Below are 19,268 nucleotides of genomic sequence, written 5' to 3' on the forward strand. Positions count from 1 at the left end.
CCCGAGCGGAGCAACGATGTACCCCGGCGCCCACCTCGCCACCCGTCCCCACGATCCCGCCGTCATCGTCGAGAACGAGCACGGCGTGGACGAGGTGGTCACCTTCACCCAGCTCGAGTCACGCTCGATCCAGGTCGCGCGGGCACTGCGCTCGCGCGGCCTGCGACCGGGCGACCACCTCGCCGTGCTGGCGACCAACACCGCCCGTGTGTTCGACATCTATTGGGCAGCCATGCGTTCGGGGCTGTATCTGACGATGGTGAACTGGCATCTCACGCCGGGTGAGGCGGCCTACATCGTCGACGACTGCGGGGCGCGAGCCCTGATCGTCGACGCGGCACTGGCCGAGATGGCAGGCGACATGGTGGCTCTGACGCCCCACGTCGAGACGCGATGGTCGTGCTCGGGATCGATCGACGACCACGAGGACCTCGACATCGCCGCCGCAGCGGAATCGACCGAGGCACCGGCAGATCAACCGCGAGGCGCGGACATGCTCTACTCGTCGGGGACCACCGGCCGCCCCAAGGGCATCAAGCCCGAACTCCCCGACCGCCAGGTCGGCGATCCCGGCGACACCATGACCACGATGAACCAGACCGTGTGGGGTGTCGGACCCGACACCGTCTATCTCTCCCCGGCTCCGCTGTATCACGCTGCGCCACTACGGACCTGCGCGGCCGTGCAGGCGCTGGGCGGGACCGTCGTCGTGCTCGATCGCTTCGACGCGGAACGAGCCCTGTCGGCCATCGAACGTCATCGCGTCACCTACAGCCAATGGGTGCCGACCATGTTCGTCCGGATGCTGCGACTGCCCGACGAGGTGCGCACCCGCTACGACGTCTCCAGTCTGCGGGTGGCCGTTCACGCCGCCGCTCCGTGCCCGGTGGACATCAAGCGACAGATGATCGACTGGTGGGGTCCGATCCTGTCGGAGTACTACTCGTCGACGGAGTTGAACGGTCTGACCATCGTCGACACCGGGGAGTGGCTGCAACGGCCGGGCACCGTCGGTCGGGCGGCCCTCGGGACGGTTCGCATCTGTGACGAGTCCGGCGCGGAGGTGGGCGCGGGAACGATCGGCACCATCTACTTCGAACGGGATCGACTTCCTTTCGAATACCACAAAGCGCCCGAGAAGACCCGCGCCGCACAACATCCTGAGCATCTGACTTGGACCACCACCGGCGACGTCGGCTACGTCGACGAGGACGGCTATCTGTTCCTGACCGACCGCAGTTCGTTCCTGATCATCTCCGGCGGCGTGAACATCTATCCGCAGGAGATCGAGGACGCGCTGCTCGCACACCCCGATGTGCTCGACGCGGCCGTCGTCGGCCTCCCCGATCCCGACCTCGGCGAGCGGGTCACGGCTGTGGTGCAGCCGGTGCCCGCGCGACTGGGCATGTCCCCTGACGGCTCGGGAGGTGTGGACGCGGCATCAGATCAGACATCGGGCGACGGCACCGCGACCTGGATCGATGATGCTCTAGCGGCCGAACTGCTCGACCACCTGCGCGGTCGAATCGCCGGTTTCAAGCTGCCGCGCGCGATCGTGTTCCGCGACAGCCTGCCACGTACGCCGGCGGGAAAGCTGGTCAAGCGCACCATCACCGAGGACGTGCTGGAAGGAGCTCGTTCGCGGGCCCGGTGACGGCCCGGTCTTTCGATGTGGCCGGGTCGCGGACCGTCGGATGCCGATTGTTGGAGATCGCGCCCGTCGGGTATCCGGCCGTGAGGTAGCGATCTGGTCGGTCCCGGAGAAATGAAACGTGAGCGAGCCCGGCTGTGCGCAATCCACACCACCCACCGCACAGGTGCCATTTGTCCGGCCGAGTCCGCGGGCCGGGCACCACCCTCGGAGAACTGACACCTGAGCGAGCCGCGCCGTGCACAATCCACACCACCCACCGCACAGGTGTCATTTGTCCGGCCGAGTCCGCGGGCCGGGCACCACCACCGGAGAACTGACACCTGAGCGAGCCCGGCTGTGCACAATCCACACCACCCACCGCACAGGTGCCATTTGTCCGGCCGAGTCCGCGGGCCGGGCACCACCCTCGGAGAACTGACACCTGAGCGAGCCCGGCTGTGCACAATCCACACCACCAGCCGCTCAGGTGTCATCCGTCCGGTCGATCCGGGCGTCACACCACCGCGCGGTCGCCGCGAGCGGTCAGGCTCCCGTGTACGGCGGCACGTAGAGGCAGGGCACCGGCGGGGCGTGCGCGGGGTCGAGCGCGCCGAGTACCAGCGCGGCACTTCGCCGGTTCGCGACGATCGAGACGTGATCGGAATGGTCGGTCGGACATCCGGTCTGCACCACGATGTTGGTGACATCGGTGCCGGGTGGGCCGGCGAGCTGGCCACTGCTGTAGGGCGTCACGATCTGGTCGTCGCGGGTCGAGATGTTGGTGTACCGCACGGCGGGAAGGTACGGGGTCGGTTGCCGTACCGCCTGGTTGAAGTCCCGATCCTGCGGCGGCGCCGTGCATTCCGGACACGCAGGACGGTGCGGGGCGGGGATGCCGAGGCTGCGGCGGAACATCGCGATGGACTCGCCACGCGCGTCGTCCTCGTCGGCGGCCTGCTTCCAGTAGGGCGCGAGCGAGACGTATGCGCCGACCTGACCGCGACCGCCGAGGTACTTCATCCAGTACGTGGGGATCTCGGTACCCAGTGAATGACCGACGATGTCGACCTGGTCGGCGCCGGTCGCCTGCCGGACACGGTCGATGTAGCGCTTGAGATCCCAGGCGGTGTCCTCCTTGGGGCCCAGACCGCCGATCGCCGATGCCGGCCAGATGCCGGACAGTGCGCCGACCGTCGGCGCGAACACGCAGTAGCCGGCGTTCTTCAACACCGGCGCGAGCGTTCCCCAATTCGTCTGTCGGCCACCGCCACTGCCGTGCACCAAGATCACCGGTCGCGGGTGCTCCGCAGCCGGGCGACACGAGAAGTCGTCGGTGCCCGGCAGCGTCCCGCCGGGATGCGTGAGTTCGGCCTGGATACCCGACAGGAAACTGTAGGTGACCGGCAGTGGTGCGGGCCGGGCATCGGCGGACCCGGATCCACCCAGAACCATTGCCACCACGGTGAACAGCACGAGTACCAGCACTGGAAGGGCCGGACGTCCGACAGTCGGTGACGTCGCATCGGCCGCGATGATCATGCCGCGTCCTCCTCGGTGACGAGATCGAGTCGGACGCCGAGCAATCGGACCGGACGGTCGATGTCGAATCGTCCCAACAGGTCGGCGACCACCGGGGCGATGTCGTCGAGCCTGATGGTCGGCGCCGGTAGCTTCCGCGACTTGGTGCGGGTGTAGAAGGTCGTCGTGCGGACGGTGACGGCCACCCGGAAGACCTCGCGCTCCTCGGTGACCACCTGCTCGAGCACTTCCTGGGCGAGTTCGGCAGCGGCGGGCCGCAACTCGTCGAGTCCGACGAGATCGGTGGCGTAGGTGCGTGACTTGGAATGCGATCGGGCCAGCCACGGCTCCTCGGTGACCGTCGAGTCGCCACCCCCGCGGCAGAGCACGTACAACCAGTTGCCCTGATGCGGACCGAAGGTGTCGATGAGGTCGTCGCGCGGGGCGTCGATGAGGTCGCGGACCGTGTCGATGGAGTGGGCACCGAGTTTGTCTGCCGTTCGGGGGCCGACGCTCCAGAGATCACGGACGGGTCGATCACCCATCAGCGCAATCCAATTGGTGGCGTCGAGCAGGAAGACACGATCCTCCGGCCGCGTTCCGGTGGCCCGCTTGGCGAATCCGGTGGCCATCTTGGCGCGCTGCTTGTTGTCGCTGATCCCGACAGCTGACCGGAGACCGGTCCGGTCGAGCACGGCGGTACGGATGTCGGCGGCGACCTGTCGGATATCGTCGGGTGCGATGTCGGGGTCGAGCGGCGTCGGCGCATCGGCCGTCCCGATGGGACCGACGCCGAGGTATGCCTCGTCCCACCCCCAGACCTCCAACGGGTGCCCGAACCCGCGGAGCACTGCCATCACCTCGCCGGAAGCGACGTCGTAGGTGGGTGTGTCGAGCGGCAGATAGATCGCGTCGGGCATCTTGCGGTATGCGGCCCGGAGCGGCATGCCGGCCCGGACGCCGACGTCGCGCGCCTCGTAGGACGCGCAGGTGACCACCTTGCGGGCCTCGGTCGGGTCGCCGTTGCCGCCGACGATGACCGGGACCTCGGCGAGTTCGGGGCTGCGCAGCCGTTCGACCGAGACCTGGAACTGATCGAGGTCGACATGCAGGAGCCACCGGAAGCGTTGCGGTGGTCGACCTGTCACGGTTGTCAGCGTACTGCGCCCCAGGGTCGGACCGGTCGTTCTCCGACCGGTCCGACCCGACCTCGTGCGGCGTTCTCCCCCAACGCCAGAGCACGAGAGTCTCGGTTGCCGCGGGTCAGCGATCCATGGCAGCCAGGCGATAGGAGCCCGGACCGAGCCCGATCGCCTTGCAGGTCTGCCGGAGCGCGATCGCGTCGTAGTTCAGCAGCGACTCCGGACGCGGCCCCCGCGGAGTCTCGTCGACCGCAGTCCAGCGCACCTCGTCGGCCTCGGTCAGGAAGATGGATGCCTTGCCGATGTAGAGCCCCAGCGCGGCACGATTGTCGCCGACCAGACCGGGTAGCGCCTGGGACAGGATGTCCCGCAACAACTCCCGCTCCGAGAGACGCAGCCCCTCGGCCCCCGGGTCGGGAATCTGATCCAGCGAGTGCACCGCCGCGACCAGGAACGCCGTGCGGACGACCGCCTGCATCCCGGCGTCACGCACCCGGCGCGGATGCGCCAGGACCGACTCCACCGCGCGGACCGGCAACGCCAGCGGGACGTCCTCCAGGACGTCGGGCTCCACAGCCTGCCCCCGCAATGCGTCGACCAGGAGCTGCTTGACCGCCAACACGCGGTCGAGGTGTCGGTCGAGTGCGGCATCGACCGCCGACGACTGTTCGCCGGTGACCGCGAACAGACCCGGATCGTCGGCGATGGCCGCGAACCCCGGGATGACGACCCCCTCCTCGATCTCGATGAGCTGCCGAAGAGCGAGTGGCCTGCTCAGATCCCGGACGGATTCCGGGGTGGTGTCCATATCTGTACTGCGCGTATTGCTGACGCACGTCTGCGAAGTCATGATCATCGAGCCCCCCATTTTCAGTACGCCCCGTCGAGCCACGATGCTCGGACCCGACGAGACGATTTCCCCCATCAGTCCCACTTCTTCGTCGACTTTGACCAGGTCAGAAGCGGTTACCAGGCAGTAGCTTACCGATGCGTAAGCTACCGTAGGGTAAATTCTGATTACTGTCCAGAACTCGTTAGCATCGTGAATTCATGGTGTGCTTTACAACAAACGTTGAGACATTCCGTCAATTCGGTCGCATCAATTAGGACCTCATCTGTCCGCTATCGATGCGATGGTTGAACCACTCCCAACGGAAGGCTCTCGTCATGAACTGGACACTCGAGGTCGCATTTCTCCCCGTCACCGACGTCGACCGCGCGAAGGATTTCTACAGCCGGATCGGCTTCAACGCCGACCACGACCAATCCCCGACCGACGACATCCGTTTCGTCCAGATGACGCCGCCGGGATCGAACTGCTCGATCGCATTCGGCAAGGGCCTCATCGAGGGCACCCCGCCCAGCGCCGGCACCCTGATGGTCTGCGTCGACGACATCAACGTCGCGCGACAGCAGCTCGTCGATGCGGGCATCGACGTCAGCGAAGTCGATGAGCAGCGGTGGGGTCACTTCGTCTACTTCGACGATCCGGACGGAAACCATTGGAACGTGCAATATCTGCCGTATCGGTAGGGTCGGGCGCCGGGTTCTGAGTAGCGGGCGGCCGCCGGCCTGACCAAAAACTGCCGCCCAGCGGGCCGTCGCGTGGATATTGCGCGCGGCGCCTCGCTGGACGGCAGATTGTGGCTGGGCAGGTCGGGGACGATGGCCCCACCGACCCCGACATACTGAACGCGTGAACAACCACGAGTCACCGGCCCGGTCGTTCGAGGTCGCCGAGCCTCTGATCGCCATGGCGATAGCGCTGGTGGCCGTGCTCGCGATCGCCTGGGTGTTCGGGTCGGTGGCGCGATGGCTGCTGCGTCGCCGGGCCCGGTTGAACACCACGACCTCGATGATCTTGTCGATCCTCGGGTCCGCGGTCGGGCTGCTCATCGCCGGGGTGATCGACGAAGACCTGAAGGTGTGGAGCCTGCTGACGATCCTTCTGGCCCTGGGGAGTTCGGTGATCGCGGTCGGCGCATACGGGGCCGTGTCTGCGCACTTCCAGCATCGCGATCACACCCCGATCGCCGATCTGCTGGTCGCCGGCGAGTCCGACCGGGTGGAGTTCAAGTCGACGGCGCGGATCAATCTGCGCACCGGGGACAAGGACGCCCGGATGGAGCAGGTCATCGTGAAGACGGTGTCGGCGTTCCTCAACTCCGACGGCGGGACCCTGCTCATCGGCGTCGACGACGACGGCACACCACTCGGCCTCGAGCCCGACTTCGGGACACTGAAGGTCCCCGACGCCGATCGGTTCGAACTGTGGCTCCGCGACCTGCTGACCACGACGCTCGGTCAGAACACGGCGGCCGCGGTCGAGATCACCGTGGAGGACATCGACTCCGACGCTGGCCCCCGGCCGGTCTGCCGGGTGGCGACCCTGGCATCACCGCGGCCGGTGTACCTGCGCGCCGGGAAGAACGCCGCTCCCGAGTTCTGGCTCCGCACGGGCAATTCGACCCGACAGCTGACCGTCGACGAAGCGGCGGAGTACATCATGCACCGATGGCCGCTCGGCGCAGGCAGGTCGGTCGCCGCGCAGGTCCGCGCGGCCGTCCGGTTCTCCGTGGAACGCTGAGGGCAGCCGCGCGGACGAGGAAAGACCGCTCAGTGTGGCTCTTCGGCGAGCCGCGAGTTGGTCAACGTCAGGGCGCCGACCCCGGCGATCAGACCGACGACCACCGCGAGTGCCGCGTAGGTGATCCGCTCGCCGTGGAAGAACGACGTGACGAGGTCGCTGCTCCACACGCCGGTCGGCAGACTCACGGTCACCAACGCGGCGATCAGGGTTCCGACGACGGCGGTGCCGACGCTCGTCCCGACCTCCTGCGCGGTGTCGTTGAGAGCCGCACCGATCGAGGTCCGGTTCTCCGGCATCGCGGCGACAAGCGCCACCGCACAGATGGTCATGACGGTTCGCAGGCCGATGGTCAGGGTGACCATGAACAGAGCGATCGCCAGGTAGCCGTGGTCGACGCCCCACGCCAGCCCCGCCAGTGAACCGGCGAGCAGAACGGCACCGACCAGACATGCGATGCGATGACCGAACTTCTTGGCCAGCCCCTCCGAGATCGGCGTCGCCAGGATCATCGTGATGATCATCGGCAGGTTCGCCAGACCCGCCTTGACCGGACTCCAGCCGTACGCGTATTGGAAGTGCAGGATCAACCCGAACATCACGCCGGCCATCGCGATCGACGTGCCGATCTGGGCGATGGCCGCCCCGCGCACGGTGCCGGAGGTGAAGACCTTCAGGTCGAGCATCGGCTGCGCCGTGCGACGTTCGTGCCAGACGAACCCGATCAACGCGAGGACCGCACCGAGTGCGCATCCCACCGTCGGCATCGACGTCCATCCGTGTTCGACACCGCTGGTGAGCGTGTAGCACGCGAGTCCGATCGTGGCGATGCTCAGGACCGCACCGGGCAGGTCCAACCGATCGGAGGTCAGATCCTCGGGGCGATCGGCCGAGACGCCCATCCGGACACCGATCCACGCGATGAGTGCGATGGGTGCGTTGACCACGAGCAGCCACTCCCAGCCCACGTGCGCGAGGGCGGTTCCGCCGAGCAGCGGTCCGAGGATGAAGCCACTCATCCCGACGACGATCATCAGCGTCATGGCACGCATACGCAGCGCCTCGGCGTCGAAGAGTCGGAAGACGAGCGAGTTGGTGATGGGCGCCATCGCTGCGGCCGCGACACCGAGGGCGGCACGCAACGCGATCAGCTCGCCCGCCGAGTGGACGACCGCGGCCAGCAGGCTGATCAGGCCGAAGGCGGCGAGACCGATCAGCAGGACGCGGCGTCGGCCGAGTCGGTCGGCAGCCGAGCCGGCCGTGAGCAGCAGCCCGCCGAAGGTGAGCGAGTAGGCGCCGGTCACCCACTGCAGCGCAGTCGTACCGCTGCCGAGGTCTCGACCGATGGTCGGCAGGGCGATGGTGAGCAGCGTGTTGTCGACCATCTCCACGAAGAAGGCCAGACACAGAGCGGCGAGCGGAATCCACGCCGCACGCAGGGACGCGTAGGTGCGCGTCGGATCAGATGTGGTCGTCGAGGTCATCGCCACACCTCCTTTCATCGAACGTTGTTCGAGACTCGAACATGGTTCGAGAATAGAACGACGTTCGGTCCAGCGCAAGACCGCTGATCGGCATGTGATGGGATAGACGACATGGCACCGGAACGGCCCGCCAACCGGCGGCGCGTCTCTCACTCGCTCGAGGCCGTCGTGGACGCGGCGGTCGCACTGTTGGACGAGTCCGGGGAGGCGGCGCTGACATTTCGCGCCCTGGCCGCCCGGCTCGGCGGTGGCGTCGGCAGCATCTACTGGTACGTGTCCAACAAGGACGAGCTGCTCGACCGGGCCACCGACCGTGTCCTGACCGGAGTCCTCACCCAGATCCAATCGGTCGACGACACCGAGGGGCCGATCGACAACATCCGCACCATCGCGGTGACCCTCTTCGCGGCGATCGCCGAACGGCCGTGGCTCGCCGCATACTTCCTGCGCAACACGACGATCCAGGCGAATGGTCTGGTGTTCTACGAACGTCTCGGCGAGGAGGTCATGCGGTTGAACCTCTCGCCGCGGCGGACCTTCCACACGGTGTCAGCCGTACTCGGCTATGTCATCGGCGTCGCCGCCGACCTCGGCCAGGACCCGCCGGCGGAGGTTCTCGACGGATCGGTGCCCGCCGAGGACTACCTGCGCACGATCGCGGATCAGTGGCGTGCGCTCGACCCCACCGACTTCCCGTTCATGCACTACATCGTCGACGAGTTCGACGGTCACGAGGACATCGACCAATTCCGTGCCGGACTCGAACTCTTGCTCGACGGGATACGCCTCGAAGCAGGCCTGTCACGATGACGAGAACGGCCCCGCACTCGTCGAGTGCGGGGCCGTTCTCATGTCTCTCGATCTCGTGGTACGAACCCGACCGATGGAGTCGTTTCGTCCTACGAGATCGGTTGGAGGCTACCGGTAGTCGTTGGAGAACCCGTAGTCGTCCAGCGGCACCGCAGCGCCGGCGGGAGCACCGAAGGTGCCGTCCGGGCTGTAGTAGGTGTCGTCGTAGGACGGCACCGCGTAGGCCGCGGCTCGCGCCTCTTCGGTCGGCTGGACCTGGATGTTCCGGTACCGGTTGATGCCGGTTCCGGCCGGGATCAGCTTACCGATGATCACGTTCTCCTTGAGGCCGACGAGCTTGTCGCTGCGGCTGTTGATGGCCGCATCGGTCAGCACGCGGGTCGTCTCCTGGAACGACGCCGCCGACAGCCAGGACTCGGTTGCCAGCGATGCCTTGGTGATACCCATGAGCACCGGACGACCGGCCGCGGGTTCGCCGCCCTCGGCGACGACCCGACGGTTCTCCGCCTCGAACTCGGCGCGCTCGGTGAGCGAACCGGGCAGGAACTCGGTGGCACCGGAGTCGATGATCGTCACGCGACGGAGCATCTGACGCACGATGGTCTCGATGTGCTTGTCGTGGATCGACACGCCCTGGCTGCGGTAGACCTCCTGGACCTCGTTGACCAGGTGGATCTGCACCTGGCGCGGGCCCATGACGCGGAGCACCTCGTGCGGATCGGCAGCACCTTCCATCAGCTGCTGACCGACCTCGACGTGGTCACCGTCGGTGAGCAGTCGCTCGCTGCCGTCGTCGTGCTTGAACACACGCAGACGCTGGCGCTTCGAGATCTTGTCGTAGACAACCTCTTCCGAACCGTCATCCGGGATGATGGTGATCTTGTAGAAGCGGTCGTCGTCCTCGAGACGGACCCGTCCGGAGACCTCGGCGATCGGGGCCTTGCCCTTGGGCACGCGGGCCTCGAACAGCTCCTGGACACGCGGCAGACCACCGGTGATGTCCTCACCGACGCCACCCTGGTGGAACGTACGCATCGTCAGCTGGGTACCGGGCTCACCGATCGACTGGGCGGCGATGATGCCGACCGCCTCGCCGATGTCGACGAGCTTGCCGGTCGCCATCGAGCGTCCGTAGCAGTGCGCACAGACACCGGTGCCGGTCGCGCAGGTGAGCACCGAACGGACCTTCACCTGCGTGATGCCTGCGGCCAGCAATGCCTCGATCGCAGGATCGCCCAGGTCGTGGCCACGCTCGACCACGACGTTGCCGTCGGTGTCGAGTGCGTCCGCGGACAGGGTCCGGGCGTACGCGGCGGTCTCGACGTGCGCGTCGCGGATGAGCGTGCCGTCGGCAGCCTTCTCCGCCAGCGGGACCATGATGCCCCGCTCGGTGCCACAGTCGGTCTCGCGGACGATGACGTCCTGCGACACGTCCACCAGACGACGGGTCAGGTAACCCGAGTCGGCGGTACGCAGAGCGGTGTCGGCCAGACCCTTACGGGCACCGTGCGTGTTGATGAAGTACTCCGCGACGGTCAGGCCCTCACGGAACGAGGACTTGATCGGACGCGGGATGAACTCACCCTTCGGGTTGGTCACCAGACCCTTCATGCCCGACAGGTTGCGGACCTGGGTCATGTTGCCCGTCGCACCCGACTTCGGGATCATCGTGATCGGGTTGTCCTCGGGGTAGTACTCCTCCATGGCCTTACCGACCTCTTCGGTGGCCTGCTTCCAGATCTCCACCAGAGCATCGCGACGCTCGTCCGGCGTGAGTGCACCACGCTGGAACTTGCGCTCCAGACCGTCGGCGCGCTCCTCGTAACGCTCGAGGATCTCCGCCTTCTGCGGCGGCACCAGCACGTCGGCCATCGAGACCGTGACACCCGAACGCGTGGCCCAGTGGAAGCCGACGTCCTTCAGCTTGTCGACGGTCTGGGCGACCACGATCATCGGGTAGCGCTCGGCCAGATCGTTGATGATCGCGGCCTGACGCTTCTTCGGCATCTGCTCGTTGACGTACGGGTACTCGACCGGCAGCAGCTCGTTGAAGAGCACACGACCCAGGGTCGTCTCGAGCTCCCACGGCTGACCGTAGGTCCATCCGTCGGCGAACTGCTCGGCCTCGACCTCGGCCGGCGGACGCTGATCGGTCAGCCGCACCTTGATCTTCGCCTGCACACTCAGCACGCCGCGGTCGACGGCCATGATGGCCTCGGACGGCGTCGAGTAGACACCGCGCTCCACGTCGTCGGACGACGCCGGGGTGTACTCGCCTGCCGCACCCTCCTTCTCGGTGGTGAGGAAGAAGAGTCCGGTGACCATGTCCAGACGCGGCATGGCCAGCGGGCGGCCCGACGCGGGCGACAGGATGTTGTTCGAGGACAGCATCAGGATGCGTGCCTCGGCCTGCGCCTCCGCCGACAGCGGGAGGTGCACGGCCATCTGGTCGCCGTCGAAGTCGGCGTTGAACGCCTCACAGACCAGCGGGTGCAGCTGGATGGCCTTGCCCTCCACCAGCTGCGGCTCGAAGGCCTGGATACCGAGGCGGTGCAGCGTCGGTGCACGGTTCAGCAGCACCGGGTGCTCGGCGATAACCTCTTCGAGGACATCCCACACCGCGGGGCGCTGACGCTCGACCATGCGCTTGGCCGACTTGATGTTCTGCGCCTGGTTGAGATCCACGAGCCGCTTCATGACGAACGGCTTGAAGAGTTCGAGGGCCATCAGCTTGGGCAGACCGCACTGGTGCAGCTTGAGCTGCGGGCCGACGACGATGACCGAACGGCCCGAGTAGTCGACACGCTTGCCGAGCAGGTTCTGACGGAAACGTCCCTGCTTGCCCTTGAGCAGATCGCTCAGCGACTTCAGCGGCCGGTTGCCCGGTCCGGTGACCGGACGTCCGCGACGACCGTTGTCGAAGAGCGCATCCACCGACTCCTGCAGCATCCGCTTCTCGTTGTTGACGATGATCTCGGGGGCACCGAGGTCGATCAGTCGCTTGAGGCGGTTGTTGCGGTTGATGACCCGGCGGTACAGGTCGTTCAGGTCGGAGGTGGCGAAGCGGCCACCGTCGAGCTGGACCATCGGACGCAGCTCCGGCGGGATCACCGGCACGGCGTCGAGGACCATGCCCAGCGGCGAGTTGCCCGACTGCTGGAACGCCGCGACGACCTTGAGTCGCTTCAGCGCGCGCAGCTTCTTCTGACCCTTGCCGCTGCGGATGGTCTCGCGCAGCGAGTCCGCCTCGGCGTCGATGTCGAAGGACTCGAGCAGCTTCTTGATCGCCTCGGCGCCCATCGCACCGGTGAAGTACTCGCCGAAGCGCTCGTCGAGCTGGCGGTAGAGCTTCTCGTCGATGATCAGCTCGCCCGGGGACAGCTTGGTGAACTTGTCCCAGATCTCCTCGAGCTCATCGAGCTGACGCTGGACCGAGTCACGCAGGCGACGCATCTCGCGCTCCGCACCGTCGCGCACCTTGCGGCGCACGTCGGCCTTGGCACCCTCGGCCTCGAGCTCGGCGAGATCCTGCTCGAGCTTCTGCTGACGCTCGTTCAGGTCGGCGTCGCGCTGGTCGGCGATGCCCTTCTTCTCCACCTCGATCTCGGCCTCACGGGTCGAGAGCTCGGCGTGGCGCAGCTCGTCGTCCACCGAGGTGATGACGTAGGCGGCGAAGTAGATGATCTTCTCGAGATCCTTCGGCGCCAGGTCGAGCAGGTAGCCCAACCGGCTCGGCACACCCTTGAAGTACCAGATGTGCGTGACCGGAGCGGCCAGCTCGATGTGGCCCATCCGCTCACGGCGCACCTTGGCGCGGGTCACCTCGACGCCGCAGCGCTCACAGATGATGCCCTTGAAGCGGACGCGCTTGTACTTGCCGCAGTAGCACTCCCAGTCCCGGGTCGGGCCGAAGATCTTCTCGCAGAAGAGTCCGTCCTTCTCAGGCTTGAGCGTGCGGTAGTTGATCGTTTCCGGCTTCTTGACCTCACCGTACGACCAGTTGTGGATGTCGTCGGCGGTGGCGAGGCCGATCTTCAGTTCGTCGAAATAGTTGACGTCGAGCACCAGGTACCTTTCTCAGAGCTCTGTCATCATTCGGGCGCCGGGAGCGTGAGCGAGCGGGCCCATTCGTCTTGGTCGTCGGTGTCAGTTCGCCAGGTCGTCGACCGTCGCGGACTCGTTCCGCGACAGGTTGATGCCCAGGTTGGCCGCTGCCCGCTCGAGGTCCTCGTCGTCGGTGTCGCGCATCTCGATGGCGGCACCGTCGGAGCTGAGCACCTCGACGTTCAGGCAGAGCGACTGGAGCTCCTTGAGCAACACCTTGAACGATTCCGGGATACCCGGCTCGGGGATGTTCTCACCCTTGACGATGGCCTCGTAGACCTTCACGCGTCCGACCACGTCGTCCGACTTGATCGTCAGCAGCTCCTGCAGGGTGTAGGCGGCACCGTAGGCCTGCATCGCCCAGCACTCCATCTCACCGAAGCGCTGGCCACCGAACTGGGCCTTACCGCCGAGCGGCTGCTGGGTGATCATCGAGTACGGACCGGTAGAGCGTGCGTGGATCTTGTCGTCGACCAGGTGGTGGAGCTTGATGATGTACATGTAGCCCACCGACACCGGGTACGGGAACGGCTCACCGGAACGACCGTCGAACAGCGTCGCCTTGCCGTCGCCGTTGACCATCACGTCACCGTCGCGGTTCGGCAGCGTCGAGGACAGCAGTCCGGTCAGCTCCTCCTCGCGGGCACCGTCGAAGACGGGGGTGGCGGTGTTGGTGTCGGGCTCGGCCGAGTGCATCTCCTCGGGCAGGTTCGACGCCCACTCCGGGACACCGTTGGCGACGTCGATCTTCCAGCCGGCCTTGGCGACCCAACCGAGGTGGGTCTCCAGGATCTGGCCGATGTTCATACGACGCGGCACACCGTGGGTGTTCAGGATGATGTCGACCGGGGTGCCGTCGGGCATGAACGGCATGTCCTCCTGCGGGAGGATCTTGCCGATGACGCCCTTGTTGCCGTGCCGGCCGGCCAGCTTGTCGCCGTCCTGGATCTTGCGCTTCTGGGCGACGTAGACGCGGACCAACTCGTTGACACCGGGAGCGAGATCGTCGTCGTCGTCGCGGCTGAAGACGCGGACGCCGATGACCTTGCCGGTCTCACCGTGGGGAACCTTGAGCGACGTGTCGCGGACCTCACGCGCCTTCTCGCCGAAGATCGCGCGGAGCAGCCGCTCCTCCGGGGTCAGCTCGGTCTCGCCCTTCGGGGTGACCTTGCCGACCAGGATGTCGCCGTCGCGGACCTCGGCACCGATGCGGACGATGCCGCGCTCGTCGAGATCTGCGAGCACCTCGTCGGAGACGTTCGGGATGTCCCGGGTGATCTCCTCGGCACCGAGCTTGGTGTCGCGGGCGTCGATCTCGTGCTCCTCGATGTGGATCGAGGTGAGCACGTCCTCCTCCACGAGCCGCTGGCTCAGGATGATCGCGTCCTCGTAGTTGTGACCCTCCCACGGCATGATCGCCACGAGCAGGTTCTTGCCGAGGGCCATCTCGCCCTCTTCGGTGCACGGACCGTCGGCCAGGACCTGGCCGCGCTCGACACGCTGTCCCTCGTCCACGATCGGACGCTGGTTGGTGCAGGTGCCGTGGTTCGAGCGGGCGAACTTGCGCAGACGGAAGGTCTCGCGGCTGCCGTCGTCGTCCATCACGGTGATGTAGTCGGCGGAGACCTCCTCGACCACACCGGTCTTGGTGGACACGATGACCTCGCCACCGTCGACCGCGGCACGCAGCTCCATACCGGTGCCGACCAGCGGCGCCTCGCTACGGACCAGCGGCACGGCCTGACGCTGCATGTTCGCACCCATGAGGGCGCGGTTCGCGTCGTCGTGCTCGAGGAACGGGATCATCGCGGTCGCGACCGACACCATCTGGCGCGGCGAGACGTCCAGGTACTCGACGGCGGTGGAGCCGACGAACTCGACCTCGGAGCCCTTCTTGCGGACCAGGACGCGCTCGTCGGTGATCCGGCCGGAGCCGTCGAAGTTCGTGTTCGCCTGACCGATGAGGTAGCGATCCTCCTCGTCGGCGGTCAGGTAACGGATCTCGTCGGTGACGACACCGTCGACCACCTTGCGGTACGGGGTCTCGATGAAGCCGAACGGGTTGACCCGCGCGTACACCGCCAGGTTGCCGATCAGACCGATGTTCGGTCCCTCAGGGGTCTCGATCGGGCACATGCGTCCGTAGTGGGACGGGTGCACGTCGCGGACCTCGAGGCCGGCGCGCTCACGTGACAGACCACCGGGGCCGAGCGCGTTGAGACGACGCTTGTGGCCCAGACCCGCGAGCGGGTTGTTCTGGTCCATGAACTGTGACAGCTGGCTGGTCCCGAAGAACTCCTTGATCGCCGCCACGACCGGGCGGATGTTGATCAGGGTCTGCGGCGTGATCGCCTCGACGTCCTGGGTGGTCATGCGCTCGCGCACGACACGCTCCATACGCGACAGGCCGACCCGGATCTGGTTCTGGATCAGTTCGCCGACGGTACGGATACGACGGTTGCCGAAGTGGTCGATGTCGTCGACCTCGATCGGGACCTCGATGCCCTCCGCGCCTGCGACCGTCGACAGCGTCAACGAGTGCGGATCGGCGTCGTGCAGACGCAGGAGGTACTCGACGATCGCGGCGATGTCCTCCTTGGTCAGCGTCGACGGACCGGTCATCGGGTTCTCGGTGAGACCGAGCTTCTTGTTGACCTTGTAGCGGCCCACGCGCGCGAGGTCGTACCGCTTCTCCTTGAAGAAGAGGTTCTCGAGCAGGTTCTCCGCGGACTCACGGGTCGGCGGCTCGCCCGGACGCAGCTTGCGGTAGACCTCGAGCAGCGCCTCGTCCTGGTTGGCGGTGCTGTCCTTCTCCAGGGTGGACATCATGATCTCGGAGAACCCGAAACGCTCGGAGATCTCCTCGTTGGTCCAGCCCAGGGCCTTCAGCAGCACGGTCACCGGCTGGCGACGCTTGCGGTCGATGCGGACACCGACGGTGTCGCGCTTGTCGACGTCGAACTCGAGCCACGCGCCACGACCGGGGATCACCTTCACGGTGTGCAGCGTCTTCTCGGTGGCCTTGTCGATCGACGCGTCGAAGTACACGCCGGGACTGCGGACGAGCTGGCTCACCACGACACGCTCGGTGCCGTTGATGATGAAGCTGCCCTTGTCGGTCATGATCGGGAAGTCGCCCATGAAAACGGTCTGCGACTTGATCTCACCGGTGTTGTTGTTGATGAACTCCGCGGTGACGAACAGCGGCGCCGCGTAGGTCATGTCCTTGTCCTTGCACTCCTCGACGGAGGCCTTGACCTCGTCGAAGTGCGGATCGGAGAATGAAAGGGACATCGAGCCGGAGAAGTCCTCGATCGGGGACAGCTCGTGCAGGATCTCTTCGAGCCCACCGGTCGGGTTGTCGTCGCCGCGGGTGGCGGCCTTCGCACGCCACTCCGGGGTCCCGACGAGCCAGTCGAAGGACTCGAGTTGGACGTCGAGGAGGTCCGGTACCTCCAGTGGCTCACTGATCTTTGCGAATGAGGCGCGGTGCGGCGCGCCCGGGATGGTTGAGGTGGACTGGCGATCGACTGCCAAGATGCGTCCTTCCAACACGAGATGTGTGCCTTGCTTGCGGTGCGTGGCGATGGGCCGTTCGCTGGTGACACCCTGAGTCGGCGATCACCACGGCACACACGGCAAGAGTGGCCATTGGAAGGATCGTGTGATGGACAGGAGGCAGCCAGCGCAACGTCCAACTGTAGCAGAAAATAGACGCAGTTTGTCAAGACCACGTCTGAGGCGATACATGCGCTGTGGCTGCCTGCGCGTCGATCGCTGGTCACAGACTGGCGCGACAACGCCGTCACGTCAAGCGCTACGCGCACATTCGTCGAGAAAACTCGTGACGGCTCCCGCACCCCCTGGGCATCGCCCACCGCAGAAGCGCGACGACCTGCCCACACCGACCGCACCTGACACCGCGGAGGCTGACGGCAGTGCGATCGGTGACGCCACACGGACCTGTGCCGCACCCCCTGGGCATCGCCCACCGCAGAAGCGCGACGACCTGCCCACACCGACCGCACCGGACACCGCGGAGGCTGACGGCAGTGCGATCGGTGACGCCACACGGACCTGTGCCGCACCGCCGACGGACCGCGTGTCGGCCGGCGGCCGCTGCCACCGGCCGGCGCGCCGGAGCTCGGCTAGAACGCCTCGACGCTGGCGATCCGCCAGTCGTCGTCCTGCTTGGTCATCCCGTACTGGATGCGCAGAGTTCCGCTGCCGCTTGCCATTCCGGCTCGGGTCTCGCTGACGATCAGGTTGACCACGACGATCGCGTCGTTGCCGTCGGCCGACAGGTTCTTGACGCCGAGGGCGTCGACCTTGCAGTCGGCTGCCGCCTTGCTCTGGTTGACCACCTCGAGCTGCTGCGGAAGGTACTTGTTGAACTCGTCGAGAGCCCGCCCGGTCAGCGTCCCGCGCGTCTTGGCGACCCAGGCATCGGTGTTGGTGCTCGTCGCCGAGAACGGACCGCAGACGGTCTCGTTGGCCTGACTCGTCAGCTCGCTGGTGGCCACCGGATCGACGAACGCCTTGTCGTCGCCCAGGTTCGCGCCCGGGTGGAAGGCGGCGACGACCGCGAACACGCCCAGCACCGCGGCTACCGCGATCAGGAGCGTGATCGCGCGCCGGCTCAGCGGCCAGCGCGGCGCGGTCCGCGGGGTCGAGGATCTGCCGCGGCGCCCGGACCGCGATGCGTCCGGACGATCGGCCGGACCACGGTTCGCGCTGTCGGGGTTGGGGCGCAGGGTCGAGACCCGTGAGACCGGGCGGGTCTTGCCGGTCGGCCGCACGGTCTCGGTGATCTCGTCGGCTGCAACCTGATCGGCTGCGGTGGCGTCGGCTGCAGTGGCGTCGGCCGCGACGTCGTCGGCTGCAGTGGCGTCGGCCGCGACGTCGTCGGCTGCAGTGGCGTCGGCCGCGACGTCGTCGGCTGCGGCGGCTGCGGTGGCGTCGGACGGATCGCTCACCGAGGAGCCGGTCGCAGAGTCGTCGGCTGCCGAGTCGTCGGCTGCCGGGGTCTCCGCGGAGTCGGTGTCTGCCGCATCCTCGGGCGTCGCGTCGGTGGTGTCATCTGTCGCCGCGGGCTCGTAGACCTTCGGCTCGTAGATCTTCGGTTCGTAGATCTTCGGCTCGTAGACGTTCGGGCCGTCGGTGCCCTGCTGGTCCTCGGCCGGCGTGGTCGGCTCGTCGGCGGGGCGTCGCGAACGTCCGGCGACGCGCGGGGTCGACTTACCGGTGTTCTTACGTGGTCGTGGGTTGCGGGCCATCAGTTCCCCCCTCCCCCGGCAGCGGGCGGTGCCGTCTGGCCTCCGCCGGCCGGTGGTGCCGTCTGGCCTCCGCCGGCCGCGGGCGCCGATTGATCATCGGAGTAGCTGATGTCGTTCAGCGGTGCGATGTCGCCTGCCTTCCAGACATCGCCCTCCTTGACCATCGACACCGAGAAGCCCATGGTCTGCGTGACACCTGCCTCGTTGTCACGCTTGGACGTCGCGGCGACGTAGACGAGCACCTTGCCGGTGTTCTCGTCGGCGTTGATCTCGATCGGCGCGCTGCGGAGCAGGCGTGACGACAGCGACGCGGCCTGGTTGCCGGCCTGCGACACCATCGAGTTCAACTGGTTGAAGTCCTGCGCGGTGAGCTGCTGGCGGGCCTTGCCCGTCAACGACGACTCGATCCGCTTACGCCAGCCTGCGGTGTCCTTGGCGTCCACCGTGGTCACGTTCAGCACAGCGCTCTCCGCACCGTCGACAGCCCCGTCGCGGGCCACCTGGATCGGCTTCTGGACGAAGTACGCGTCGTAGGCGCGGTATCCGAACCAGACGGCGCACACCACGGCCGCGAGCACCGCCAGCAGTGCCACCACCGAGAGGACCTGCGGCCCGGAACCGGGGCGCCGCAGCCGCGAGAGCGCGGATTTGGAGGTCGTCGTCGTCATCATCGGGCGTCACGGTACCGATCGCGCCTGAGAGGATGCCAATCTT

At 66.8% G+C, this 19,268-nt stretch carries 12 protein-coding genes; 4 read left to right on the forward strand and 8 right to left on the reverse strand.

Going from position 1 to position 19,268, the window contains the following annotated elements:
* Positions 1 to 16 precede the first annotated feature (16 nt).
* On the forward strand, positions 17 to 1,654 hold the full coding sequence (locus GS4_RS08470) for an acyl-CoA synthetase (protein WP_007619548.1): 1,638 nt from the start codon (positions 17 to 19) through the stop codon (positions 1,652 to 1,654).
* A gap of 522 nt (positions 1,655 to 2,176) precedes the next feature.
* Here GS4_RS08470 and GS4_RS08475 read toward each other — a convergent pair.
* The 3 genes from GS4_RS08475 to GS4_RS08485 form a co-directional block, all read right to left on the reverse strand.
* Positions 2,177 to 3,172, reverse strand: coding sequence for an esterase/lipase family protein (locus GS4_RS08475; protein ID WP_007619551.1), 996 nt, complete (start codon positions 3,170 to 3,172; stop codon positions 2,177 to 2,179).
* Positions 3,169 to 4,299, reverse strand: a complete 1,131-nt coding sequence (locus tag GS4_RS08480; RefSeq protein WP_007619553.1) for a DNA polymerase IV — start codon at positions 4,297 to 4,299, stop codon at positions 3,169 to 3,171. Before GS4_RS08480 ends, GS4_RS08475 begins: the two co-directional genes overlap by 4 nt.
* A gap of 115 nt (positions 4,300 to 4,414) precedes the next feature.
* The gene (locus GS4_RS08485) at positions 4,415 to 5,101 is read right to left on the reverse strand and encodes a hypothetical protein (RefSeq protein ID WP_040509926.1); all 687 of its coding nucleotides are present in this window, start codon (positions 5,099 to 5,101) and stop codon (positions 4,415 to 4,417) included.
* 359 nt (positions 5,102 to 5,460) lie between these two features.
* Between GS4_RS08485 and GS4_RS08490 the strand changes: the two genes are divergently transcribed.
* Positions 5,461 to 5,826, forward strand: a complete 366-nt coding sequence (locus GS4_RS08490) for a VOC family protein (protein ID WP_007619557.1) — start codon at positions 5,461 to 5,463, stop codon at positions 5,824 to 5,826.
* 220 nt (positions 5,827 to 6,046) lie between these two features.
* Entirely contained in the window at positions 6,047 to 6,880 is an 834-nt protein-coding gene (locus tag GS4_RS08495; protein ID WP_051989681.1) for an AlbA family DNA-binding domain-containing protein, read from the forward strand.
* Positions 6,881 to 6,909: 29 nt separating this feature from the next.
* On the opposite strand, the gene GS4_RS08500 is transcribed toward GS4_RS08495, so the two are convergent.
* On the reverse strand, positions 6,910 to 8,364 hold the full coding sequence (locus GS4_RS08500) for an MFS transporter (protein WP_007619561.1): 1,455 nt from the start codon (positions 8,362 to 8,364) through the stop codon (positions 6,910 to 6,912).
* 111 nt (positions 8,365 to 8,475) lie between these two features.
* Between GS4_RS08500 and GS4_RS08505 the strand changes: the two genes are divergently transcribed.
* Positions 8,476 to 9,174 (forward strand): TetR/AcrR family transcriptional regulator, encoded by a 699-nt coding sequence (locus GS4_RS08505; RefSeq protein WP_007619563.1) that lies wholly within the window; start codon positions 8,476 to 8,478, stop codon positions 9,172 to 9,174.
* A gap of 108 nt (positions 9,175 to 9,282) precedes the next feature.
* Here GS4_RS08505 and GS4_RS08510 read toward each other — a convergent pair whose 3' ends face one another.
* The 4 genes from GS4_RS08510 to GS4_RS08525 all read right to left on the reverse strand — a co-directional run bounded on the left by GS4_RS08510 (position 9,283) and on the right by GS4_RS08525 (position 19,225).
* Positions 9,283 to 13,239: a DNA-directed RNA polymerase subunit beta' gene (locus tag GS4_RS08510; protein WP_007619564.1), complete on the reverse strand. Its 3,957-nt coding sequence runs from the start codon at positions 13,237 to 13,239 to the stop codon at positions 9,283 to 9,285.
* A gap of 81 nt (positions 13,240 to 13,320) precedes the next feature.
* Complete coding sequence (rpoB, locus tag GS4_RS08515; RefSeq protein WP_174344003.1) at positions 13,321 to 16,833, reverse strand: DNA-directed RNA polymerase subunit beta; 3,513 nt, start codon at positions 16,831 to 16,833, stop codon at positions 13,321 to 13,323.
* A gap of 593 nt (positions 16,834 to 17,426) precedes the next feature.
* The gene (locus tag GS4_RS24765) at positions 17,427 to 18,554 is read right to left on the reverse strand and encodes a hypothetical protein (RefSeq protein ID WP_007619566.1); all 1,128 of its coding nucleotides are present in this window, start codon (positions 18,552 to 18,554) and stop codon (positions 17,427 to 17,429) included.
* Positions 18,554 to 19,225, reverse strand: coding sequence for a hypothetical protein (locus GS4_RS08525; RefSeq protein WP_007619567.1), 672 nt, complete (start codon positions 19,223 to 19,225; stop codon positions 18,554 to 18,556). Before GS4_RS08525 ends, GS4_RS24765 begins: the two co-directional genes overlap by 1 nt.
* Between the last annotated feature and the right edge of the window lie 43 nt (positions 19,226 to 19,268).

The sequence above is a fragment of the Gordonia soli NBRC 108243 genome (assembly GCF_000334455.1).
GTDB lineage: Bacteria > Actinomycetota > Actinomycetes > Mycobacteriales > Mycobacteriaceae > Gordonia > Gordonia soli.